At 58.2% G+C, this 23,048-nt stretch carries 20 protein-coding genes; 15 read left to right on the top strand and 5 right to left on the bottom strand.

Annotated elements, in window-relative coordinates; translation table 11 throughout:
* Positions 1–6: 6 nt before the first annotated feature.
* Positions 7–975, bottom strand: coding sequence for a sugar ABC transporter substrate-binding protein (locus tag ASE04_RS28415; RefSeq protein ID WP_056825942.1), 969 nt, complete (start codon positions 973–975; stop codon positions 7–9).
* A gap of 365 nt (positions 976–1,340) precedes the next feature.
* Between ASE04_RS28415 and ASE04_RS31995 the strand changes: the two genes are divergently transcribed.
* From ASE04_RS31995 to ASE04_RS28350, 14 genes are all read left to right on the top strand, one after another.
* Entirely contained in the window at positions 1,341–1,463 is a 123-nt protein-coding gene (locus ASE04_RS31995; protein ID WP_274533915.1) for a hypothetical protein, read from the top strand.
* A 17-nt stretch (positions 1,464–1,480) separates the two neighbouring features.
* Positions 1,481–2,998, top strand: coding sequence for a sugar ABC transporter ATP-binding protein (locus tag ASE04_RS28410; RefSeq protein WP_056825940.1), 1,518 nt, complete (start codon positions 1,481–1,483; stop codon positions 2,996–2,998).
* A gap of 24 nt (positions 2,999–3,022) precedes the next feature.
* Positions 3,023–4,225 (top strand): ABC transporter permease, encoded by a 1,203-nt coding sequence (locus tag ASE04_RS28405; RefSeq protein ID WP_244490508.1) that lies wholly within the window; start codon positions 3,023–3,025, stop codon positions 4,223–4,225.
* Positions 4,226–4,313: 88 nt separating this feature from the next.
* Positions 4,314–5,711: an MmgE/PrpD family protein gene (locus ASE04_RS28400; RefSeq protein ID WP_056825937.1), complete on the top strand. Its 1,398-nt coding sequence runs from the start codon at positions 4,314–4,316 to the stop codon at positions 5,709–5,711.
* Positions 5,712–5,751: 40 nt separating this feature from the next.
* The gene (locus ASE04_RS28395; protein ID WP_056825934.1) at positions 5,752–6,510 is read left to right on the top strand and encodes an electron transfer flavoprotein subunit beta/FixA family protein; all 759 of its coding nucleotides are present in this window, start codon (positions 5,752–5,754) and stop codon (positions 6,508–6,510) included.
* A gap of 23 nt (positions 6,511–6,533) precedes the next feature.
* Positions 6,534–7,481, top strand: coding sequence for an electron transfer flavoprotein subunit alpha/FixB family protein (locus ASE04_RS28390; RefSeq protein ID WP_056825932.1), 948 nt, complete (start codon positions 6,534–6,536; stop codon positions 7,479–7,481).
* Positions 7,482–7,533: 52 nt separating this feature from the next.
* Entirely contained in the window at positions 7,534–8,883 is a 1,350-nt protein-coding gene (locus ASE04_RS28385) for an MFS transporter (RefSeq protein WP_056825929.1), read from the top strand.
* 703 nt (positions 8,884–9,586) lie between these two features.
* A complete protein-coding gene (locus ASE04_RS28380) occupies positions 9,587–11,239 on the top strand; it encodes an ABC transporter substrate-binding protein (RefSeq protein WP_056825928.1) in 1,653 nt (550 codons plus the stop codon).
* Between the two features lie 70 nt (positions 11,240–11,309).
* The gene (locus tag ASE04_RS28375; RefSeq protein ID WP_244490520.1) at positions 11,310–12,413 is read left to right on the top strand and encodes a carbohydrate ABC transporter permease; all 1,104 of its coding nucleotides are present in this window, start codon (positions 11,310–11,312) and stop codon (positions 12,411–12,413) included.
* On the top strand, positions 12,410–13,291 hold the full coding sequence (locus ASE04_RS28370; protein WP_056825926.1) for a carbohydrate ABC transporter permease: 882 nt from the start codon (positions 12,410–12,412) through the stop codon (positions 13,289–13,291). Before ASE04_RS28375 ends, ASE04_RS28370 begins: the two co-directional genes overlap by 4 nt.
* A gap of 28 nt (positions 13,292–13,319) precedes the next feature.
* On the top strand, positions 13,320–14,093 hold the full coding sequence (locus ASE04_RS28365) for an SDR family NAD(P)-dependent oxidoreductase (protein WP_056825924.1): 774 nt from the start codon (positions 13,320–13,322) through the stop codon (positions 14,091–14,093).
* An 11-nt stretch (positions 14,094–14,104) separates the two neighbouring features.
* Positions 14,105–14,677, top strand: a complete 573-nt coding sequence (locus ASE04_RS28360; RefSeq protein WP_082597528.1) for a (2Fe-2S)-binding protein — start codon at positions 14,105–14,107, stop codon at positions 14,675–14,677.
* Positions 14,674–15,672 (top strand): FAD binding domain-containing protein, encoded by a 999-nt coding sequence (locus ASE04_RS28355; protein ID WP_056825923.1) that lies wholly within the window; start codon positions 14,674–14,676, stop codon positions 15,670–15,672. Before ASE04_RS28360 ends, ASE04_RS28355 begins: the two co-directional genes overlap by 4 nt.
* Before the next feature lie 17 nt (positions 15,673–15,689).
* The gene (locus ASE04_RS28350) at positions 15,690–17,798 is read left to right on the top strand and encodes a xanthine dehydrogenase family protein molybdopterin-binding subunit (protein WP_244490507.1); all 2,109 of its coding nucleotides are present in this window, start codon (positions 15,690–15,692) and stop codon (positions 17,796–17,798) included.
* Between the two features lie 11 nt (positions 17,799–17,809).
* Here the strand turns inward: ASE04_RS28350 and ASE04_RS28345 are convergent, their stop codons facing one another.
* The 4 genes from ASE04_RS28345 to ASE04_RS28330 form a co-directional block, all read right to left on the bottom strand.
* Complete coding sequence (locus tag ASE04_RS28345) at positions 17,810–18,628, bottom strand: glucose 1-dehydrogenase (RefSeq protein ID WP_056825919.1); 819 nt, start codon at positions 18,626–18,628, stop codon at positions 17,810–17,812.
* An 18-nt stretch (positions 18,629–18,646) separates the two neighbouring features.
* Positions 18,647–20,152: a tripartite tricarboxylate transporter permease gene (locus tag ASE04_RS28340; protein ID WP_056825916.1), complete on the bottom strand. Its 1,506-nt coding sequence runs from the start codon at positions 20,150–20,152 to the stop codon at positions 18,647–18,649.
* 11 nt (positions 20,153–20,163) lie between these two features.
* Positions 20,164–20,649, bottom strand: coding sequence for a tripartite tricarboxylate transporter TctB family protein (locus ASE04_RS28335; protein WP_082597526.1), 486 nt, complete (start codon positions 20,647–20,649; stop codon positions 20,164–20,166).
* Between the two features lie 75 nt (positions 20,650–20,724).
* A complete protein-coding gene (locus tag ASE04_RS28330) occupies positions 20,725–21,702 on the bottom strand; it encodes a Bug family tripartite tricarboxylate transporter substrate binding protein (RefSeq protein ID WP_082597524.1) in 978 nt (325 codons plus the stop codon).
* A 288-nt stretch (positions 21,703–21,990) separates the two neighbouring features.
* Here ASE04_RS28330 and ASE04_RS28325 point away from each other — a divergent pair, with 288 nt between their 5' ends.
* Positions 21,991–23,013, top strand: coding sequence for a zinc-dependent alcohol dehydrogenase family protein (locus tag ASE04_RS28325; RefSeq protein ID WP_056825910.1), 1,023 nt, complete (start codon positions 21,991–21,993; stop codon positions 23,011–23,013).
* The last annotated feature ends 35 nt before the right edge of the window (positions 23,014–23,048 follow it).

Below are 23,048 nucleotides of genomic sequence, written 5' to 3'. Positions count from 1 at the left end.
TCCTGCTTACCACTGCGGTTTGCAGCTCTCGACATTGCTGGCGCCGTAGATCGGGGGCTGAATGCTGACAAGCTGGGCTTTGGGGGTCTTGGGGTCCGTTGCGGCCTTGTAAAGCGTGTCTGCGCCAGCCGCGCCATACTCGCGCCAGAGCTCGCAGACCGACGCCGTGATCTGCCCGGATTTCACGTAAGGTACACCGGCAGCCAGTCCGCCTGCCGCGGTCACGACCTTGGCCTTTGAACCGGCATCGCTGATCGCGTCGGCACAGCCGACCGCCATTGTTTCTGCGTGAGCGTAGAATACATCGATGTCGGGGTTGGCCACCAGCGCATTTTGACATACTTCCTGGCCTTTAGCCTGGGTCCAGTCAGTTGGCTGGGAGGAGACGATCTCATACTTCGCGCCGGCCTTATCGAGCCCCGCTTTGAAACCGTTCGTCAGGTTGACGACTGTCGAGTAGCCCGCCATTCCTTCGACGATCCCGACTTTCGCCGCACGGTCCTTGGGAAACTGCTTCGCGGCAAAGCCTGCGAGCTCCTCTCCCGTCTGGAAGTCGTCACGTCCGACAAGCGAGGCAAGTCCCGGATAGACATCCGTCCACTTCGCGCTCGGCTCGCCGACTTGCACCAGAACGGCCGTGAACGGAATATTTGCGGCATTGGCCTTGTCGACCCAGCTTTTTGCGACCGTACTGTCGAGGACGATCGCTGCGATACCGTCGACCTTTTGCGCAATAGCATCGTCAATCGCATTGGACTGCTTTTCGACACTGCCCTTGGAGTCCATCAGCAGAACCTTTGCACCGAGCTTTTCACCCTCCTTCTTAAAGCCGTCCGCTTGGCTGACCTCTGCAACGTTTTGAAAATTGGTGACGACAAAAGCAAGCGTCACATCCTTTGCCTGCGCCGGAATGCACGCAAACGACAACGCCGTTGCTGTGCTCGCGGTCGCAGCTGCTCTGATGATTGATGACATGTTCGTTCCTCCCAAACCAGCAGCGTCTCCTCCGGCCGCTGCATTGCCGGCTGTCCGGGCTTACGCAGAGATGACGCCTGATGTGCATCTCCTTTCCCGAGCGTTGCTTCCCAAGCACCGCATATGTGAGATAATCTTATTATTCGAGAAATTGTCAATATCCCCGTGGGTTTTCAAGTCGGGGTTGCGTTATACCGCGCGGTGAGGCCCGTCCTTTCCTCCTTTCCCGCGAAGCGCGCACAGTCGACCGTCTCGGCCCACGGACACCGTCGAGCGACGACCGCAGTCAAGTCTGTTGACGTAATCTCACCTTTCGGGATATTATCATATCACTACAGTTTGAGCTGGCGTTGGGAGGCGCGGTTATGAAGTTGAAACACGTCAAGACCACAGCACGATGGGGAGCAGATCGTCCGAGCAAGGCCGGCGACCATCCCGTCAATGGGAGCGTGATCGCATCGATCGACGCTCGGGGGCACAATCTGTGACCGAGAACAGAATTCTAATGCGTCTTGAGAGGCTCACCAAATCCTTTGGCAGTCTTGTGGCGCTGCAAGGCCTCGATCTTGAGATTGTAAGCGGTCGCGTTCACGGGCTTCTAGGGGCAAATGGCGCCGGCAAGTCGACCCTTATCAAGATCATATCCGGAGCTTACCAACCAAGTGCCGGGCAGATATTTTGGAGGGGCGAGCCGGTAACGTGGTCGAGCCCGAAAGACGCGAACAATCGGGGTGTTGCAACTATCCACCAGCATATTCCACTCGTTGAAACACTTTCGGTGCTGGAAAACGTCTTCCTGGGATCGCCGGGACGATGGCGCGAGACCCGCGAACATCGTCGAAGCTTCGACATGATCTGTGAGCGTGTTGGCTATCGACTGGACCCTGACGTCCTGGTCGCTGATCTGCCGATTGGGGCAAGACAGATGGTCGCTATTTTCCAGGCTCTCGGCTCAGGGGCGGACCTTATCGTCATGGATGAGCCAACGGCGTCTTTGGCGACGGAAGAACGTGAACTGGTCTACCGCACCGTCCGGAGGCTGACCAAAGGTGAAAACAAGGCGATCCTCTTTGTCTCGCACTTCCTGGACGAAATCATCGCTCTGACTGACGAGGTAACTGTACTGCGCGACGGACAAGCTGTCCTGCGCGCGAAGACCTGCGATCTCGATGAGGCAAAAATTGCTGAGGCAATCGTCGGGCGCCGGCTCGCCGCAATGGAATCTTCGACTCGAGCGCGCAGTCTCGATCAGCTCAAAGAGCTTCCGCAACTGCTCGAATTGCGCAACCTTTCATCACCGGGCAAGCTCGCGCCGACAACGCTCCATCTGCGTGAGGGCGAGGTCGTGGGAATTGCCGGCTTGCTTGGCTCGGGTCGCAGTGAGTTGTTGCATGCCATCTTCGGGGCCGATTCCGCTGCAACCGGGGATGTCGTATTGAGAGGCAAGAAGCTGCGCGGAACGACTGGCGCTGCAGTCAAGGCTGGTATTGCGCTCGTGCCGGAAGACCGGATGCGCCAAGGACTGGTACCCTCCTTCGAAATCTGGCGCAATACGACGCTTCCGGCTCTGGAAGGAGTCTCCGCGGGAGGCCTGCTACCACGTTTTGCCAAGGAATACGAAAGAGCCCGTGACGCTATTCAGAGACTATCCATCAAGGCGCAATCGCCGGATGTTCCGGTAACAGAGCTTAGTGGCGGCAATGCCCAGAAGGTCACGATCGCGAAGTGGCTCTATAGCGACGTATCGGTCTTTCTCCTTGATGAGCCGACCGCGGGTATCGATGTTGGCGCAAAGGCGGATATCCTTGCCCTCGTACGCAAGCTCGCCTCTGAAAAGAAGGCTGTGATCATCGTGTCTTCGGAGTTCGAGGAACTGATGACGGTCTGCGACCGCATACTGGTGATGCGCGATGGGCGCTTTGTCGCTGAACGAGCGGTCAACGACACATCCGAACACGAGCTGGTCCTGCTATCTGGTGGACAGGCTGGAGCAGCATCGACTGCTTCAACGCAGCTGAGCTGACAACGACGAATTCCGAGAGAGATCATGGCTGAAACTTTAAAACAGACTAAGCAAGCCGACGACGGTCCCAATCGTGGGCAAAAGCTTGCCATCCAGCAGACCCGTGGCGACTGGCGTCAGACTTTTGGCTTGCGTGAGATGGGCGTGTTCTACGCGCTCCTTCTCCTTGTCGTCATACTGTCCTTCACGACTGCCTATCTTGGTCGCGCAAACTACCTTAGCATCATCAACGTCACCAACGTGATCTACCAAGCATCGCTGATTTCTTTCATGGCAATTGCCATGACCGTTGTTCTCATCACCGGGAACTTCGACCTCTCCGTTGCTTCCGTTGGGGCCCTGTCGGCGGCGATTTTCGTCGGGACGGCGAACTCCCTGGGATTGGTACCTGCGGTTTTTTTCTCGATGGGCGTTGCCGTATTCATCGGCTTTGTCAATGGCTCTATCGTGCAGTTCCTTGGCATCAATGCGTTCATCGTCACGCTCGGAACCCTGACCGCTGTCAGAGGCATCGTCCTGATCTACACGGACGGAGCGTCCTTGACAGTCCAGTCGCCTGAAGCGGTTGAACTGTTGAAAGTCTTCGAGTCAAATCGTCTGGATGTCGGCATCCTATTGGCGCTGCTTGGCGGCGTGTTGCTGCTCTGCGGTGTTCAAAACGTTCTCAAGCAAAAGTCATTGACGCCTCGCGGCGCGGGGCTCTTGCTGTGGGGTGCGGCTCTTGTCGGTTTCTGCTGGGCGGCTGACTTCGTCATCTCGGTTAAGATGCCAGTTATCTACCTCGCCATTTTCACCCTGATCGTCTGGTTCGTGCTGCGCTTCACCACCGTCGGGCGAAAAATCTATGCGGTCGGCGGCAATCCCGAGGCGGCACGCCTGTCCGGTATCAATGTCACCATGTATCGGCTCGCCGCCTTTGTCTTCTGTAGTGGTGCCGCTGGATTTGCGGGAATACTTTTTGCCGCACGCCTTCGCTCCATGAACCCAACTGGCTTGCAGGGAGCCGAGCTGACGGTGATTGCGGCTGCCATCCTTGGTGGCACCTCCTTGTTCGGAGGCGCCGGCAGTGTCGTAAAGACCCTCGGCGGCGCCTTGCTGCTTTACTCCCTGACCAACGGCTTCAACATTCTCAATCTCGGCGCCAATTACCAGGGGCTGATCGAGGGTATTGTCGTTGTTTGCGCTGCGGCGATCTACACGGTCGGGGGGCACAAGAGGCGACATTAGTTCCCCACAGCAGTTGAGGGGCCGACTTGTCAAGACAGGCGGCTTGTAGCTGACAGCTCGCCTGTCGCAGAGGTAGGACAACCAGGATATGGATCATCAGGATCTTTCGTTTCACCTAGCCCGGCACGTCGCCAGGACCCGTTTCGAGGACCTTCCCCAGGGTGCCGTTGATGCCGCAAAGAAAAGTGTACTCGATCTTCTCGGCGTAAGCCTGGCGGCGAGCGGAACAATTCCCGCAATCAAGGGCGTGATGGAGTTTGTCAGGGCGCATGGGGGTTCACCGCATTGTGGCGTACTTGGATTCGAAGACCGCTTACCACCGGCGATGGCGGCCTTTGCGAACGGCGCCATGGCCCACTGCCTTGACTATGATGACGTGGCACCTGATGGCAACCATGCAAGCAGTTCCCTTATTCCGGCAGTGCTTGCTGTCGCCGAATTCAAAGGCGGCGTTTCCGGGAAGCAACTGATCACCGCCGTTGCGCTCGGACAAGACATCTTCCTCAGACTGCGGCGCAGCCTCCATCAGAGATTGGATTGGCTGGTAACGACTGTTCTTGGCGTGTTTTCGGCAACCGCTGCCGTTTCATACGTGCTGGCGTCCGGCGAAGACAAAATCGCTCATTCGCTTGGGATTGCGACGCTTGGTTCTTCCGGAACCCTTGAAATGCGGTTTGGCACCGGCAGCGATCTTGGGGAACTCTACGCGGGTTTTGTTGCCAAGAATGCTGTGATGGCTGGTATGCTCGCGGCCGCCGGTATCACCGGAGTGCAGAAAGTCTTCGAGGGCCAGGCTGGTATCATGCCTGTTTACTTCGGCAACGACTACGACCGCAGCAAGGTCCTGGATGGACTCGGCGAGGATTTTTATGGCCGCGCCATGCAATATAAGCCTTGGCCTGTATGCGGTATCGCGAACACCTATATTCACGCGGTGCTTCAGGTTGTTCGTGAAAAGCGCATACACCCGGGCGATATTGTGGCGATCCGCCCTTTTGTTGGCGATTTCCAGCAACGCATGTGTAAGCCGCTGAACGAAAGACGCCGTCCTGGTGGTGCCATGGACGCGCGCTTCAGCCTACCCTTTTGTCTGGCGGTCGCAGCCGTCTATGGAGACGTGAAGGTTGAACACTTTGGCACGGCGAGCTTGGCCGACCCCGCCGTCCTGGCGATGACCGACAAGGTTACACCAATTGACGACAGTGCCTTTGATTGGGTCGGCGCGATGCCGGAGGCGCGCGTCGAGATTGATCTCAACCATGGTGAGACTGTCGTCGCGACCAGTGAGGGAACGCCCGGTTCGGCATCCAATCCCCTCGGCTGGGACGACCTTGTTGGCAAATTTCATCATTGCGCAAGCCTCGCGGCCAATCCGAAACCCCCAGCCACACTTGTGAAGGTGACAGACATGCTGAGTGAGCTTGAGGGACTGGATGACGCAACCAAGCTAATGCGTCTGATCTGTGAACCGTCGAACCTCAGGTAGCATCGTCATCGACCGCATAACGACCTTAGGAAAGGACCTCATGAAAATTCTCGTCCCAGTAAAGCGGGTGGTTGATTACAACGTGAAGATCCGCGTCAAGCCTGACAGTACGGGTGTTGAGCTCGCCAACGTCAAGATGTCGATGAACCCGTTCGACGAGATCTCGGTGGAAGAAGCGTTGCGGCTGAAGGAAGCCGGCAAGGCCGAGGAAGTGGTCGTCGTCTCGATCGGTCCGGCCAAGGCCGAGGAAACGCTGCGCACCGCGCTCGCCATGGGCGCCGACCGCGCCATCCTTGTCGAGACCGACGATACCATCGAGCCGCTCACCGTCGCCAAGATTCTGAAGGGCGTCACTGAGGCCGAAAAGCCCGGCCTCATCATCGTCGGCAAGCAGGCGATAGATGACGATAGCAACCAGACCGGCCAGATGCTGGCTGCCCTCCTCGGCATAGCACAGGCAACATTCGCCTCGAAGATCGAGATCGAAGGTACTGGCCCTGGGGGCAAGGCTACCGTAACCCGCGAAGTCGATGGTGGCCTGCAGACGATCGACGTCAAGTTGCCTGCCGTGGTCACCACCGACCTTCGCCTCAACGAGCCGCGCTATGCCTCGCTGCCGAATATCATGAAGGCAAAAAAGAAGCCGCTCGACAAGAAAGTTCCTGCTGATTTCGGCGTCTCCACCAAGCCACGCCTCAAGGTGCTGAAGACCGAAGAGCCGTCCGGCCGCAAGGCTGGCGTCAAGGTCGCTTCGGTCGCCGAGCTTGTCGAAAAGCTCAAGACCGCTGGCGTCCTCTAAGGTTCGAGAAAGGATTTACCACCATGGCCATTCTTCTTCTGGCTGACCACGACAACGCAACCCTTTCCGACCAGACCGGCAAGGCACTGACGGCCGCTTCCAAGATTGCCGAGGATCAGGGAAGCGACGTTCACGTGCTGGTCGCAGGCAAGGGCGCCAAGGCTGCGGCCGATGCCGCTGCCCGCCTGTCTGGTGTTGGCCGAGTCCTTATTGCCGAAAGCGACGCGCTCGCCCACAATCTGGCTGAGCCACTCACCAACCTGATCGTTTCGCTGGCAGGCAGCTACGACACGATCATCGCCGCCGCCACGTCGACCGGCAAGAACGTCCTGCCGCGCGTCGCAGCCCTGCTCGACGTCGCCCAGGTCTCCGAGATCATCGAAGTCGTCTCGGCCGACACCTTCAAGCGCCCGATCTATGCCGGCAACGCCATCCAGACCGTTCAAGCAACCGATGCCAAGAGGGTCATCACCGTCCGAACGGCTGCATTTTCGGGTGCGAGCACGTCTGACCAACCGTCCGTGATCGAACATATCGCATCGGCGGCATTGTTTTCCGACTTGTCGACATATGTCTCCGAAACATCCGTGGCCTCCGACCGTCCGGAACTGACCTCTGCCAAGATCATCATCTCCGGCGGCCGTGCGCTCGGTTCCGCCGAGAAGTTCCAGGAAGTCATCCTGCCCCTTGCCGACAAGCTCGGCGCTGCCGTCGGCGCCTCGCGCGCTGCCGTCGATGCCGGCTACGCGCCGAACGACTGGCAGGTCGGCCAAACCGGTAAGGTGGTCGCGCCCGATCTCTACATCGCCTGCGGCATCTCGGGTGCGATCCAGCATCTCGCCGGCATGAAGGATTCGAAGGTCATCGTCGCCGTCAACAAGGACGAGGAAGCGCCGATCTTCCAAGTCGCCGATTACGGCCTCGTCGGCGATCTCTTCGAGGTGCTGCCCGAGTTCGCGAAAGCACTATAGCGCTCAAGGCGGCGCACAAGTTCGTCGACACGAAAGACATCGGCAGGAATTCATGAAAAGAACATTAGGCGCCGCCTCGATCGGAAACTTCGGAGAACTCTACGACTTTGCCGTATTCGGCTTTTCCATCCCGTTTATAGCCACCCATTTTTTTCCCGCAGACACGCCCTCGGCGGCGCTGCTGAACACCTTCGCTGTCTACGCGGTGGCGTTCTTTGCCCGACCCGTGGGCGGTCTAATGTTTGGATACCTTCTCGATCGTGTGGGACGCGTCAAGGTGCTTGCCGTGACGATCTGGCTGATGGCCGGGGGAACAGCAATCATCGGGCTGTTGCCGACATTTCAAACAATCGGGCTCTGGGCGCCGGTGCTGCTGGTTGGATGCCGGCTTGCGCAAGGGATCGCGATGGGAGGAGAAACAACGGGAAGTACGAGCTTCATCCTGGAATCGGCCCCGGAAAGCCGGCGCGGCTTCTGGGTCGGCATCATCTACTTTTTCGCCAACATCCCCAACGCTGTCGTCGCGCTCATGCTTCTAGGCCTGCAACTGCTCGTCGGCAAGGACACTTACGTCGACTGGGCCTGGCGGCTGCCGTTCCTGCTCGGTGGGCTGATTGGTGTCGTTGGATTTTGGCTGCGACGCAACCTCGACGATCCGCTCGAGTTCAAACAGGCTGTGAGAGATGCCGATGAGCATCGACCGCTGCGGGCCTTCAGTCGCCCGGGTCTGAAATCCATGTTGTTCGTCGCGCTGCTGTTGCCGCTGCAGTCTGTCGCGTCGTACCTGTTGCTTGGATACATGTACACATTCCTGATGAAGGAAGGGGGCCTAGGATCAACGGCAGCGCTGGTATCAAACGCTGCCGCACTCGCTGTCTATGCCGCGTTTATCCCGGTTGGAGGCGCACTTAGCGATCGGTTCGGCCGCAGGACGATCCTTTCAGTTGGTGCATTGTGGCTTGCGATCGTCGCGTACCAAGCAGTGGCATTTTCGGCCAGCGGTAGCTTTTTCGAAGCCCTTCTCGGACAAATCATTCTGGCAGCTGGGATCGGGCTTTACGGAAGCGCCTGTTTCGTTGCCGCGGCAGAATTGTTCCCCACTGCTTTTCGGGCAACAGGCCATGCGATTGCCTACCAACTGACTGTTGCCATCTTCGGTGGTACAGCACCGTTGGTTGGCGCATGGCTCGTCGGTGCGATGGGAACACCGATGGCCCCGGGTTGGTACGTGACGATCGTCGCCTTCATCAACCTACTGCTCGTCCAATGGGTGCCCGAAACCAGTAATGTCAGTCTGCGCGATTCCATCCACGATCGTACTGCGCACCGAAAAGCACAAGTTCCAAGCAGCGAGGATGAGCCATCGTCGAGCTGCTATGAGAAGGTGCCGCCGATCCTTTGACCTTGGCTACTGGAGGCGTGCAGCGAACCATGCTCAAAGCGTCGCTACCGCATGGGAAAGAGAGCTTGAGCCGGAGGGTGTCTCGCCCTGCTGCTTGCGACAAGTCGGCTTCGGCGAAGATCAACCAGTGGCCCTTTCCGGGAAGCGCGGTGAGCACTGGCCGGCCGTCTGCCGATCCCGTCGAAAGCCCTAAGCTTGTCGCGACGATCGGCAGCTGAAGCATGCTACTGCCGATCTCGGGTGCGCAGGATGCTTTCTGCCTGATGGCAGAGCCGGGAGAAGCGCTAGGATATACGACGTCATCCAATGCGAGAATGCGGGCCCAACTGCATGGCGATCGCGGCTCGCGTTGCCAGAGGGGCCACGTGTTTGAAAGCACTTTCTGCTAAGTCCATACGTCTCGGTGGTTGGGTGATAACACCAGCAAATCTCGTGGGCTGGCCTTGTGTTGACACGTGTACAAACCGGAAGCTACCTTTATCTCCAAGAGGATAGGTCGCCTGGAGCATTGTCGTTCAACGATGCGGAAAAGTTCAGGCGCTTGGTCTAGCAGCAAAAACTCGACCATCGCAAACGTGTGACCGGGATAAGGATCAGGCGGTATGGCCGCTTGCGCGAATGCCAGCGCGAAAGCGTCAAATCGGCGACAGACAGCGTGTGCGCTTGAAAGCTGGTGTAAACTTCATTCAAGGGAGGAAATTCAATGAAAATTGACGCGTATAAGCATCTCTGCAGCCTGAGCAGGCGAAACCTGTTCAAATTGACCGGCGCCGCCGCCCTCTTGAGTGCCACGAGCCGCTATGCGCCGGCGTTTGCACAAAGCGATCTACGCGCCGAAATTTTGAAGATCCCGGGGGTTGGAAGCGGTTCGCCGGGCGATGCGGAATGGCAGAAGGTTGGCGAATTGTGCCTCGGACCTACCAAAGACAGCGTCAATCCAGGTGAGTTCAAAGGCGTAGAACTCACGTTCCTGGGAACAAATGCCAGCAACGTTCATAACGTTCTGTCGCGTGGCCTGCTCAAACCCTGGGAAGCTTACACTGGCGCAAGAATCACCTGGATCGATCTCAGCGTCCCTGACTTCAATGCGCGCTTGCAGCAGTCGATTGCACTGAAGTCGATTGATTTCGATATCATAGAAATGGGCGCTGCTTTCGAGGGCGACACGTGCAGTCATGGACTGATGTCGGAGGTGCCAGACTGGGTCAGAAAGCAGGTCGACATGGATGACTATGTTAATTACCTGAAGGCCCCTGTCGGCACCTGGAACGGCAAGACCTATCGTGTCTCGACCGACGGTGACTGTCACAACTTCAACTACCGCACCGACGTGTTTGCCGACGCCGATCTGGCGACGGCTTGGGCACAATTCGGTGACAAAGCCGGACTGACCGAATGGGGCGTACCCCAGACATGGCAGCAGGTGCAAGCGGCGACCAAATACCTCAAAGGCAAGAAAGTCGCCGGGATGGATGCTTACGGCTATCTCGATGCTTGCAAGCCATGGGGCGGTTTCGGATTCTACTACTTGGCCTCACGCGCGTCGGCTTATGCAAAACATCCCGAAGACAAAGCATGGCTGTTCGACATCGATACGATGAAGCCCAGGATCAATAATCCAGCCTGGGTGAGAGCGATCCAGGACGTCGTGGATGCCCTGCCATACGAACCAGCTGATCAACTTGGCATGGACCCGCTCGGCACCGGCTTTACCCAGTTCATGGGCGGCACGGGTTCGATGCTGGCATGGTGGGGTGACATCGGCTCGAACGTCAAGACAAATGACAACTCGGTTGTCGGCGATACGACAGGCTTTTCCATCCTTCCAGGGTCGAATGACGTGTTCAACGCCAAGACGGGCCAATGGGACGTTCTGTCCTCCGGTCCTAACCATGCACCCAACATGGCGTTTATTGGTTATGGCCTCTATGTCATGGCACGCGTTGACGGCGATACACTGAAGCACAAAGCGGCGTGGTCAGCGGTCGCCCACTTGGGCGGCAAAGACCTTTCTTTGTGGACCGGTGCCTATCCATCGGGGCTTCAACCCTACCGCAACAGCCAATTCAACATCAAGGAATGGGTGTCCGCGGGTTACGACGAAGATTTCATCACCGCCTACCTCAATTCGCTTTCAAATTCCTACAATCACCCGAACGCAGCGATCGAGCCACGACTGCCAGGAATTTACCAGTATTACAGCATTGCCGAAGACGAGCTTGCGAAAGTCTATTCCGGGCAAGTCACCGCACAAGCCGGTGCAGATGCAATTGCGGCAGCTTGGGAAAAGATCACCGATCAACTGGGGCGAGAGCAGCAGATAGCCTTCTACAAGTCGTCGCTCGGTGTTCAATAAACACGCCGGCGCCGACCAATCGGGGTCGGCGCCGTTCAAAGGGTAGATCGACACTGTGGCAAAGACTTATATCGAGGACAACCTTTTGATAGGAACGGCGGCGAAAAGACTGGAGAGAAAACGGGCTGGACAGCTGTTGGTTGCAGCTGCATCGGCCGTCCTGGTGGCAACACTGATTGGGCAAATTCTCTACAAAGCAGGCGCTACTTCGTCTGGGTTCGAAACTTGGCGCCCCGTGCTTTATGCTTATATTCTGTGGGCGATTGCCATGGGCGTGAACCAGGTCGTCGCGCGAGGGGACGCAGGTCAGCGCGCGCTCTTCATCCTTCCCGCCGTTCTGTTTACGGTCGCTGTCGTGATTTTCCCGACGATCTTTGGGGTCTTAGTCGCGGTCACGGATTGGAACCTGTCTGGAGTTACCGGGCCTCGGTTCAACGGACTGGCAAACTTCTACCAGATGCTCGGCGACGCATATTTCTGGAATGCCCTGGCAAACATGGTTTTCTATGTTGCGACAGTCTTTGTCCAATATGCGATCGCCTTTGGGCTTGCTCTGCTCCTCAACCTCGAGATCCGCGGCCGGAAATTTTTTCGCGTCGCCTTCCTGCTGCCGTTCATGCTCAGTCCCGTCGCAGTCAGCTGGATGATCGGTAAATCCATCATGGATTTTCGCTCCGGACCGCTGACAGCTGTGATGCGCGCACTTGGCTGGGAAAACCCAAGCTTCTTCACGTCGCCGATGATCGCCCGCCTGAGTGTCGCGATGTTGGATGCATGGGTGTGGATCCCCTTTACCGTTATTCTGCTGCTGGCCGGCTTGCAGGCGATCTCGAAGGAGGTTCAAGAGGCGGCCAAGGTCGACGGCGCCGGTCCCTGGGAGTCCTTCTGGCACATCACCTTTCCACTGATGCTGCCAGTCTCGATCACGGCCTTGATCGTGCGAGTAATTTTCCAGCTGAAGCTTGCCGATATCGTCATCAACACGACCTATGGCGGCCCCGGAGGTGCAACCGACACGGTGTCGAGCTTTATTTTTCGCGAGTATCGAGATCGGTCAAACGTCGGCTATGGGACGATGCTGGCCATGGTCTACCTCGTCATCATCGTGGTCTTTCTGTCGATCGTGTTATCGTTGTTACGTCGGTTTTCGCATTGGAAAGAGGGCAGCAAATGATCGGCAACATACGGCGGGTGTACAGCAGCGTTTTGATCTACAGCCTGCTATGTTCATGGGCATTTCTTTGCCTTTTCCCTATCTATTGGACGTTCACGACAGCCTTCAAGAGAGCGCCTGACGTTCTGCGCGGGCATTTGGTTCCCTGGCTTGATTTCACGCCCGATTGGATTGGATGGCGTACGCTCGGATTGTCTCCCGACAAGATCGGCATGACATCCACCGTCCGCGACGAGTTCCTCCTGCGGTTCGAAAACAGCGTTGTCATATCGCTGACCGCGGCAGCACTTGCCGTCCTGCTCGGCGCGCCGGCTGCCTACGGGCTGTCGCGCTTTCGCTACAGGTTCGGCGTGATGGGAAACAGCGATATCTCATTTTTCTTTCTGTCGCAGATGATCTTGCCGCCCGTCGTGCTCGCCCTGCCGATACTCGTGTTGTATCAGGGGCTTAACATGCTCGATACGCGCACAGGCCTGATTGTCATCTATACGCTTTCGGTCCTGCCGATTGTCATCTGGATCATGCAGGATCAGTTCAGCATGCTGCCAAGCGAGCTCGAGCAAGCAGCCCTGGTCGACGGTTGCACGGTATGGGGAGCCTTTCTGCGTATTGTCGTTCCTCTCGCCATGCCAGGGGCGGTGGCTGCGTTCATTCTCTCGACGGTCTTGTGTTGGAACGAGTATTTCTTCGCGGCCTTGCTTACCAGCACAAACGCGACCACCTTGCCTGTGATGGTGGCCAGTCAAACCAGCTCGCAGGGTGTCTCCTGGTGGACGATGGCGGCCCTTTCCTTCGCCGCCATCCTGCCTCTCATTCTGGTTGGTATTTTTCTGGAAAAGTACATCGTCAAGGGCCTGACGGCTGGCGCCGTCAAATAAGGCTAGACTCGGTCGCAAGGAGATACCTATGCCACTGTCGCAAAGACTCCGCCTGGACGGCAAGGTCGCGTTTATTGCTGGCGGCGCCGGCGGCATTGGCGCTGCGGTGGCCGAGAGCTTCATCGAACTCGGTGCAACTGTCGTGTTGGGCGACAAGGATGCGGGTCTGCTGACAGCCACAGCTGGCAAACTTGGGTCCGACGCCAGCGTAACCACGCTCGAACTCGACGTTGCGACAAGCCGTTCCGTTGACCACGCGATCGAGTCGGTTCTCGAGAGGTTCGGCAAGCTGGACGTTGCAGTTGCCGCAGCGGGGGTGTCCTACGAACAATCGACGATCGACCATAGCGACGAAAACTGGCGGCGCGTCATGGCGGTCAACCTCGATGGGGCATTCTTTTGCATCCGCGCAGCCGGTCGCGCAATGATAAAATCCGGTGGCGGCTCGATCATCGCCATCTCTTCCATATGCAGTCGTGTCAGGGTGAGACCGGAACTTCATGTCGGATATGATGCGACCAAGGCAGCTGTCGCACTGCTATGTCGCAATACAGCCGTCGAGTGGTCGTCAGAGAATGTCCGCGTCAACGCTGTCGCCCCCGGATACACGGATACGGTGCTTCTGTCGGAGGTCGGGCGGCAGCGTCCAGCTGTGATGAAACAATGGCTCGACGACATTCCCCTTGGGCGCCTGATCAAGCCGCAAGAAGTGGCGGACGCCGTTTCGTTTCTCGCCTCGGATGCAGCAAGTGGCATTACTGGTCAGGAATTGATGGTCGATGGTGGATATTCGGTGGCCTAGCAGGAGTTGAAATGAGCGATCAGACAAAGGGCGGAGATGGAACGCAAGGTAAGGACCTCAGTGCGTTCTGCGCCGCGACCGAAGCAGTCCGTCACATCGCTGCAGAAAAAGAAGTGTCGATCGATCTTAACGTCAATGGGCGCCAATGCCGCGTGTCGGTCGACAGCCAAACGACATTGCTCGATGCCTTGAGGGAACGGCTCCTCCTGACCGGAACGAAGAAGGGCTGCGGGCTAGGGCAGTGCGGCGCATGTACCGTTCTGATGGATGGAAGCCGCTTTAAAGCTTGTCTTCTGCTTGCCGCCCTCGTCGGGGGCCGGCAGATCACGACCATCGAAGGCCTAGCTGACGGCGAAAAGCTACACCCGCTGCAGCAGGCGTTTATCGACAGGGACGCGTTTCAGTGCGGGTATTGCACCAGCGGGCAGATCATGTCGGGCCTTGCCTGCCTTCGCGAAGGACATGCCGGTTCGGCGCAGGAAGTGCGGGCCTGGATGAGTGGCAACCTGTGTCGCTGCGGTGCCTATGACAATATTGTGGCGGCCATACGCGATGTCGCTCAAATGGACGAGGGCGAGCGATGAGATCGTTCGACCTTTTGCGTGTCGCCACACTCGATGAGGCGATCAGGTCGGGTGCGGTGGCCGGACGCACCGATAGCGACCGGATGTTCATCGGCGGCGGCACCGACATGATCCAACTGTTGAGAGAAGACGTTGTCCAGCCTAAGACCATTGTCTCGCTGGGGAACGTCCTCGACAAGACGATCAAGCTGGACGCGACCGGCCTTTCTGTCGGGGCTGGCGCAACCATGGCCGAACTGTCCTCGCATGCGCTTGTTCAGGAACGCTATCCGTTGATCGTCGATGCGCTCTTGAATTCAGCAAGTCCCCAGGTCCGCAATCAGGCGACCATAGCGGGAAACCTCTTGCAGCGAACACGTTGTCCTTACTTCCGTGACACGGGCTGCCACGCCTGCAACAAAAGGGCGCCTGGCTCCGGATGCGCCGCCATTGGCGGTGCCAACCGTTGGCATGCATTGCTTGGAACGAGCGAGCATTGCATTGCCACCCATGCATCCGATCTTGCAGTGGCGCTGGTCGCGCTTGGCGCGACGGTCTCGATCAAGGGGCCCAGTACAGCGCGGCATGCCAGCCTTCAAGATTTCTATCAACTCCCCGGCACCACGCCGCATATCGAAGCCACTCTTATGCCTGGCGAGCTGATCGATGCCATCATTGTCCCACCGGCGATGGAAGGCCTCTCCTCGTCCTATATCAAGGTCCGTGACCGGGCGTCGTTTGAATTCGCGGTTGTTTCGGCGGCCGTCGCTCTCGATGTCGATGGTGGGCTGATCCGCCAAGCGCGGGTGGCGGTCGGTGGCGTTGCGACAAGACCTTGGCGTTTGCCGTTGGTTGAAGACCGGCTGCGAGGCCTGCAGCTGGAAGAAGATTGCGTGAGGTCGGCCGCGGACGCCGCCTCGCGTGGTGCGGTCGGGCGCGGCGACAATGATTTCAAGATCGATCTCATGAAACGGGCGATCGTGCGTGCCGTTCAAGCGGCTGGAGGCATCAAATGAAATCTGGTCAAATCGGCATGGCTGCATCGCGTGTCGACGGACGAGCCAAGGTCACGGGGCAGGCCCGCTACGCAGCAGAGTTCGATGTGTCGGGGCTCGTGCACGCCGTTGTCGTGCGTAGCACGATCGCATGCGGGAGCATGGTGGAAATTGATGTTGCAGCGGCCATGCAATTAACCGGCGTCATCGCCGTGCTTACGCACCAAAACACACCCAAACTGCCTTATCGACCTCACAAGGGCCTCCCTGACGCAGCGATCGGCGAACGACTCCACGTGTTGCAGGACGAGCGCATCAGCCATCAGGGACAGCCTCTGGCGGTGGTCGTGGCGCAAACCCTTGAACAAGCCGACAGCGCCGCTCGCCTCGTCAAAGTTCAATACGTGCTTGAAGCCGCAGATACGGATTTCGGGATCGTCCCGGAGACTGACCCGACAGATCCGCTTGCAGGCGAACCCGCACCGGAAGAAACCATCCGCGGCGATTGCGATCTGGCGATGAAGGCGGCCGATCTTCAGATCAATACGACCTATTCAATCCCACGAGAATATCACAACCCGATCGAACCCCATGCCACGATCGCTCGATGGGAAGGCAGTGCGCTTACCCTGTGGGACAAGACCCAATGGGTTCACAACGTCGCGGAAGAAGTCGCAGCGGTGTTCGGTATCGAGGCGTCCGATATTCGTGTCATATCGCCATTCGTAGGCGGCGCGTTCGGATCGGCCGCCCGCGTCTGGTCGCATGTCATCCTCGCTGCCTTGGCAGCGAAAATCGTCGATCGTCCTGTCAAGATCGTGCTGACAAGACGAGAAATGTATTACGCGACCGGCTACCGCCCGCAAAGCCGACAGACGCTCTCAATCGGCGCGTCCCGTACCGGACAGATTGACGCGCTGAGGCATGAGGTCTGTCATGAGACGTCGACCTATGAGGAATACAAGGAATCGCTTCTCCTTCCAACGCAGATCTTGCATTCCTGTCCAAACCTTTACACGCGCTATCGGCTGTCCCCGTTGAACGTTCACACGCCGACTTACATGCGTGGTCCAGGCGAGGCCAGCGGACTTTTCGCTCTGGAATCTGCGATCGACGAGCTGGCAACGCAAACAGGGATCGACCCTGTGCAGTTGCGCTTTTTAAACGAACCGCCATTCGATCAATCGGTCAATCTGCCTTTTTCGAGCCGTTCAACAAGGGAATGTTACCGCCTTGGTGCCGAACGTTTCGGTTGGGACAGGCGCGATCCTCGTCCAGGCTCGATGATTGACGGTCAGTGGCTGATTGGTTGGGGAATGGCTAGCGGCGTTTATCCGGTCTATGTCGCCACAGCATCAGCGAGAGCGCAGCTCTTTCCTGATGGGAGGGCGGAGGTCTCAAGTGCAGCGAGCGACATGGGACCGGGGACATATACGTCGATGACGCAAGTCGCAGCGCAAACGCTCGGGCTTTCCCTCGACAAAGTGCTGTTCAAACTGGGCGACAACAGACTTCCAAGGGCTCCGATCCACAGTGGATCGATGACGATGGCAAGTGTTGGCAGTGCTGTCAAAGCTGCTTGCGAGCGCGTTAAGGCCGAGGCGATAGCCTATACCGGTGCCAAAGATTTTGCACGGGCGTTAGAAATCTTGGACCGCCCGATCGACTGTCTGGTCGAGGTTCAGCCTGGCGATAGCGGTGAGCGCTATTCGATGAACGCCTTTTCCGCGATTTTCACCGAGGTCGGCGTCGATAGGGATCTGGGTGAAGTGCGTGTGCGTCGAATGGTGGGAGCTTATGGCGCCGGGCTTATCGTGAACCCGAAGATTGCCCGCAGCCAATGTGTCGGTGGCATGATCGGCGGGATCGGAATGGCGTTGATGGAACATGCCGTGGTCGACAAGAGGACCGGTCGTGTCGTCAACGCAAATTTCGCTGAATACGCGGTCCCGGTCCACGCTGATTGCCCGCCCGACATTGATGTGATCTTCGTCGACGAGGAAGATCATCACGTCAATTCACTTGGCGTAAAGGGGATCGGTGAATTGGCAATGGCGGGGATTGCGCCAGCCATCGCCAACGCTGTTTATCACGCCACGGGCAAGCGGATCCGCAATTTGCCGATCACACCCGACACGTTGCTGTAGGCGGCGTCGGTCTATCGCCCGCGTCCGATGACTTCGGCGAGCCGATCGCCTTGCGACGTGATCGCACCAATGGTGTGGCCGCCGTCCACCACCAACGCGTGACCGATTGCAAAGCCTGCTGTGCTCGAGCATAGCCACAGGACCGCCGACGCGATCTCTTCGGGGCGACCGAGCCTGCCAACGGGCTCCTCAGCCGCCATGCGGGCCAGACCTTCCGTAGTACCGCCGGAAACTTCCACGGCCATGCTCGTGTGCACAATTCCCGGGCAGACAGCATTGATGCGGACGCCGGTCTCGGCATAGTCAAGAGCGGCGGATTTGGTCAAGCCAATCACGGCGTGCTTCGCTGCGGAATAGGCCGCAGCCCCTTTGATACCCATGATACCTGCGCCCGAGGAGGTATTGACGATCGCACCGCCGCCGCGTTTGTGAATCCTTGGTATCTGGTTGCGCATGCATAGGAACGTGCTGGTGACGTTGATATCGATGATTTGCCGCCATTCCTGGTCAGTGATGTCTGCTGCGGACGCGACATTCTGATATTTGCCGGCGTTATTGAATGCGAAATCAAGACCACCGAACTCTTGTTCGGTACGATCAAGCGCAGACAGGATGTCGCTTTCGACCGTCAAGTCACATCGCAATGCCAGGCCATTGCCTCCGGCGTCGCGAACAGCGGCAGCCGAGGCATCGCAGCCCGCCTGATCGATGTCGACAAGCGCAACGGCGGCGCCAGCTTGAGCAAAAGCAACGGCTGTAGCTCGCCCAATCCCACCAGCGGCGCCAGTTACGAACGCCACCTTACCCTTGAAATCATGAATCGTCGTCATTCCAGTCCTCCTGTTGGTTTAATCCGCATCTTGGAACGCTAGTTTCCGGTTTCTTCTCAAGACCGGCAAAAAGACCGCAACCATCAGTGCAGCAGCGATAAACAGAAGGGTGGCACTGACAGGTCGCGTGACAAAGACGCTTGGATCGCCGTGGGAAACGAGAAGTGCGCGACGCAAATACTCTTCCAGCATCGGGCTCAAGATGAATGCAAGCAGCATCGGCGCCGGCTCGGCATCCAATTTGCGCAGAACATAGCCCGCAATGCCGAATACGGCTGTCAGGTAAATATCGAATGTCGAATTGCTGAGACTGTAGGCGCCGATGGCACAAAAGAGAATGATCGCCGGAAACAGAAAATGGTAAGGGATCGAGATCATCTTTACCCAGATGCCGATGAGCGGCAGGTTTAAGACGACAAGCATGAGATTGCCGACCCACATCGACACGACCAGTCCCCAAAATAGACCTGGCTGTTCGGTCATGACGCTTGGTCCAGGCTGGATGCCCTGGATGATCATCGCGCCAATCATCAAAGCCATCACCGAATTTGCCGGAATGCCCAGCGTCAGCATCGGGATGAACGAAGTCTGCGCCCCTGCATTATTGGCGGCTTCCGGTCCGGCCACCCCTTCGATCGCGCCGTGACCGAATTCGGCCCGGTTTCTGGAGACTTTCTTTTCCAGCGAATAGGACGCAAACGAGGCAAGCAGCATGCCTCCCCCCGGCAGCAGGCCAAGCACCGATCCTAGGACTGTGCCGCGCAGAACCGGCGCCGTCATCCGGACAAGATCCTCGCGGGTCGGAAGCAGGCCGTTCACCTTCTTGACAAGCGTTTGCCGGGATGTCTCGTGCTCTAGGTTGGCGATGATCTCGCCGATGCCGAACATTCCCATCGCCAGCGGTACGAACCCTATCCCGTCGGACAATTCAGGGATGCCAAAGGTGTAGCGGGCTATCCCGGAATTGACATCCGTGCCGACCATGCCGAGTAGTAGGCCCAGCAGCACCATTGCGACGGCGTGGAACAGCGAACCATGAGCGAGGACGATGGAGGATACCAGTCCGAGCACCAGAAGAGAGAAATATTCCGGTGTCCCGAAGCTCAGCGCGAGCGCGGCGAGCGGCGGGGCAAAGAGTGCGATGATCAAAGTCGCAATCGTTCCCGCCACAAACGAACCAATGGCGGCGGCGGCCAGCGCCCGTCCGGCTTTACCCCGCTTTGCCATCTCATAGCCGTCGAGCGCCGTCACCAGCGACGTCGTCTCTCCCGGCAGATTGATCAAGATCGCTGTCGTCGATCCACCGTACTGCGAACCGTAATAAATTCCTGCGAGCATGATCATGGCGGACTCTGCTGGCAACCCTGCCGTCAGCGGCAGTAGCATCGCGATGGTGGTGGTCGGGCCAAGGCCAGGGAGAACGCCGATTGCCGTCCCAAGCAGGACGCCTATCAAGCAGTAGAAAAGATTGGCCATCGAAAGCGCCGATTCTGCGCCGATCAGGAGATTTGACAGGATGTCCATCGCGAAGGCCCTTAATTTGATTGAGCGGGCGCCAGCGCCTGAAGCCAGGGACCGAAAGCCTGCATCTGGACGCCGAGGCCGTCGATGAAGACGAAGACGCATGCGGCAATCAGCGCAAGTGCCGCAAGCGAGGTCGCCAACGAAAGCCGGAAGCGCGCGCTCGCCAAAGCGCACAACAGAACCAGTGCGATGCTTGCCCCGACAAAGCCGATACGAGGAATCAGGTAGGCGAAGGCGCCGAGCGCGCCGATGATCAAGGCCGCAGATTGCCAGGCCAGGGTGCCGGGCATCTCGCTGTCGATGAGAAGGGAGCGCACGACTGCTATGACCCCAAACACAAGCAGGAGAACGGATATGATGGTCGGAAAGAAGCCTGGTCCCATCCGTGCCGCGGTTCCAAAGGCATAGTCCCGGCTAAGGACGACGCCGGCAACGCCACAACTGGCATAGATCAAGCCTAGCCATAATTCTCTTGTTCCGCGTAGATCCAGTCGCATGACCAATCTCCCGTTAGCTGCCACATCGACCGGGCATGATGAGGCTCATGCTCCGATCGATGCTGCTGCCGATCATCAATCGAGCGAGATGTTCTGGCTCTTGGCGATCTCGCCCATTGCCCGTGTTTCCTCCGCAAGCGTCTCCGCCAGCTCCTCGGGCGAACTCGTCCAGGCCGTAAAGCCGATCGATGCCAGCTTTGCTTCAACGTCCTGCTCGTGCAGAGCGCGGCTGACATCGGCATTGATCTTGTCGACGATCGCCTTCGGCGTCCCCTCCGGCGCATATAGCGCGAGCCAGGACTTGTGAACGAAATCGGCAGGCCCGCCCGCTTCTGAAAAGGTCGGGATTTCAGGGAAGTTGGGATTGCGGACCTTATCGGCAATGGCGATGAACTTGACCTTGTTGGCGCGCAGCATCGGCCCAGCCGTGGAGGCCGTACCAAATGCCATCGCCAATTCACCATTGGCGATCTGGACGAAGATCTGGGGGGTCTCCTTCACTGGGACATGCGTCAACTTGATGCCGGTGGCGTTTTGCAACTTTGCGCCACCCATGTGCATGGCGCTTCCGACACCAGATGAGCCAAATGTGATATTGCCATCATCCGCCTTTGCAGCAGTGACAACGTCGGCCACGGTCTTCCACGGAGAATCGGCTGCGACCGTCAGGAAGTAGGTGGCCTGGAACATCGGCGCGACCGGTACGAAATCCTTGTCGGGATCGTAGGGTAACTTCTTGAAGATGTGTCGCTGAAGGGCGATCATCCAGTTTTCGGTCTGGAACAATGTGTAGCCGTCAGGCTTGCCACGCTTGAAGGCGTCAACTGCGCTCCAATAGTTGGAGCCGGGCCTGTTTTCGATCGTAACCGGTTGACCCCAGTAGCCCTTAAGCTTGTCTCCAACAAGGCGCATAACGGTATCGGGTCCTGTACCCGTCGGATAAGGCAGGATGACATTGACGGGATGTTCGGGAAACCCTGCCGCGCGTGCCGCCAAACCCGGCGACACCGCTGCCATCGCCACAATCGCCATGATCAATCTTGTTAGTCGCATTGGTTTTCTCCTCCATTCGGCGTCGTCAACTATGCTGGGCCTCCTCCTGGCTTTCAGCAGATGACCGACGCGCTATTAAGCGTGGTGGAGCCTGGTGCATCCAACCAAGTGACAGCTTATGTGGCAAAGCGCCTCTATCGCAACGCGAGGCGCCGACAGGCGATAACACTGGGGTATCGCCATGGTGTGTCTAACCTTGCACGCCGCCCGTTGCTCTGCCATCCAAAGGGAGCGCCGATGGCTTTATGTGCCTCGGGATGCGGTTCAGCACATGAGGAGGGAGATCCAATGCAGGGTATCGTCTTTACCGGTGATTGTGGAGTTTGCCTTGCCGATTTTCCTGACCCAACGCCGGGACCAGGGGAGGTGGTGCTGGAGATCAAGGCTTCCGGCATGTGCGGAAGCGACCTCCATCAATATCGTTCCGCTGCGGGGGTAATTTCCGCCGAACTGATCAGGGGACACGAGCCTTGCGGTGTGGTTGTGGCGGTTGGGCCTGGTTCTGTCGCGCCGCATGCGCGCATCGGTGCGCGCGTGATGGTTCATCATTATGCCGGCTGCGCCGGGTGCCAACAGTGCAATTCCGGTTGGCCCCAGATGTGTGAAGAGGTCCCGGTGACCGTCTATGGCATTGATGGGCACGGCGCTCACGCGCCATACATGAAGGTGAGGGCGGACACTCTTGTTCCCCTGGACGAGCGACTGAGTTTCGTTGCTGGTGCTGCGATATCCTGCGGCACGGGAACGGCGTGGGGTGCGTTCGAGCGCATGGGTTTGACCGGGCGCGATGCAGTCGCCGTCTTCGGGCAGGGACCGGTCGGCCTGTCCGCTACGCTAATCGCAAAGGCGCAGGGCGCAAAGGTGATCGCTGTCGACATCGATGAGGAGCGGCTTGCGGTCGCAAAGGCGTTCGGAGCCGACCACGCTGTCAACCCGAGCAAGGAAGATGTCGTCGAGGCGGTCAAGGAACACACGCAGGGGAAGGGGGCCAGTAAGGTCCTCGAAACGTCGGGAGCGGTTCAAGCATCTCTCGATGCCGTGCGTATTGCGCGCGCCTGGGGTACGATCGGTCTGGTGGGGCTTGGCGCTGAATTTAAAATGACTTTGTCTCAGGTGCTGCGCCGGCAACTCAACGTCATTGCCTCCTGGACGATGTCGATCCAGGCACAGCGCGCCTGCGCAGACTTTGTGGTGGAGCGGGGCATTGATCTCGACCAGCTTTTCACGCAGCGATGGCGGTTGGACCAGGCGGAAGAAGCCTACAGACTGTTCAACAAGCAAAGCAGCGGCAAAGGGGTTTTCATTCCCTAGAGCAGCCAGACCGACACTCGCATTCGAAATGTACT

The organism is Rhizobium sp. Root708 (assembly GCF_001429725.1).
In the GTDB taxonomy this organism is placed as follows: Bacteria; Pseudomonadota; Alphaproteobacteria; order Rhizobiales; family Rhizobiaceae; genus Rhizobium.
This window is presented reverse-complemented; position numbering and strand designations above follow the sequence as displayed.

Excerpts from the sequence above, each read along its gene's own strand:
- ASE04_RS28415 (WP_056825942.1), bottom strand. The coding sequence starts at position 975 with ATGTCATCAATCATCAGAGCAGCTGCGACCGCGAGCACAGCAACGGCG.
- ASE04_RS31995 (WP_274533915.1), top strand. The coding sequence starts at position 1,341 with ATGAAGTTGAAACACGTCAAGACCACAGCACGATGGGGAGCAGATCGT.
- ASE04_RS28410 (WP_056825940.1), top strand. The coding sequence starts at position 1,481 with ATGCGTCTTGAGAGGCTCACCAAATCCTTTGGCAGTCTTGTGGCGCTG.
- ASE04_RS28405 (WP_244490508.1), top strand. The coding sequence starts at position 3,023 with ATGGCTGAAACTTTAAAACAGACTAAGCAAGCCGACGACGGTCCCAAT.
- ASE04_RS28400 (WP_056825937.1), top strand. The coding sequence starts at position 4,314 with ATGGATCATCAGGATCTTTCGTTTCACCTAGCCCGGCACGTCGCCAGG.
- ASE04_RS28395 (WP_056825934.1), top strand. The coding sequence starts at position 5,752 with ATGAAAATTCTCGTCCCAGTAAAGCGGGTGGTTGATTACAACGTGAAG.
- ASE04_RS28390 (WP_056825932.1), top strand. The coding sequence starts at position 6,534 with ATGGCCATTCTTCTTCTGGCTGACCACGACAACGCAACCCTTTCCGAC.
- ASE04_RS28385 (WP_056825929.1), top strand. The coding sequence starts at position 7,534 with ATGAAAAGAACATTAGGCGCCGCCTCGATCGGAAACTTCGGAGAACTC.
- ASE04_RS28380 (WP_056825928.1), top strand. The coding sequence starts at position 9,587 with ATGAAAATTGACGCGTATAAGCATCTCTGCAGCCTGAGCAGGCGAAAC.
- ASE04_RS28370 (WP_056825926.1), top strand. The coding sequence starts at position 12,410 with ATGATCGGCAACATACGGCGGGTGTACAGCAGCGTTTTGATCTACAGC.
- ASE04_RS28365 (WP_056825924.1), top strand. The coding sequence starts at position 13,320 with ATGCCACTGTCGCAAAGACTCCGCCTGGACGGCAAGGTCGCGTTTATT.
- ASE04_RS28360 (WP_082597528.1), top strand. The coding sequence starts at position 14,105 with ATGAGCGATCAGACAAAGGGCGGAGATGGAACGCAAGGTAAGGACCTC.
- ASE04_RS28355 (WP_056825923.1), top strand. The coding sequence starts at position 14,674 with ATGAGATCGTTCGACCTTTTGCGTGTCGCCACACTCGATGAGGCGATC.
- ASE04_RS28350 (WP_244490507.1), top strand. The coding sequence starts at position 15,690 with ATGGCTGCATCGCGTGTCGACGGACGAGCCAAGGTCACGGGGCAGGCC.
- ASE04_RS28345 (WP_056825919.1), bottom strand. The coding sequence starts at position 18,628 with ATGACGACGATTCATGATTTCAAGGGTAAGGTGGCGTTCGTAACTGGC.
- ASE04_RS28340 (WP_056825916.1), bottom strand. The coding sequence starts at position 20,152 with ATGGACATCCTGTCAAATCTCCTGATCGGCGCAGAATCGGCGCTTTCG.
- ASE04_RS28335 (WP_082597526.1), bottom strand. The coding sequence starts at position 20,649 with ATGCGACTGGATCTACGCGGAACAAGAGAATTATGGCTAGGCTTGATC.
- ASE04_RS28330 (WP_082597524.1), bottom strand. The coding sequence starts at position 21,702 with ATGCGACTAACAAGATTGATCATGGCGATTGTGGCGATGGCAGCGGTG.
- ASE04_RS28325 (WP_056825910.1), top strand. The coding sequence starts at position 21,991 with ATGCAGGGTATCGTCTTTACCGGTGATTGTGGAGTTTGCCTTGCCGAT.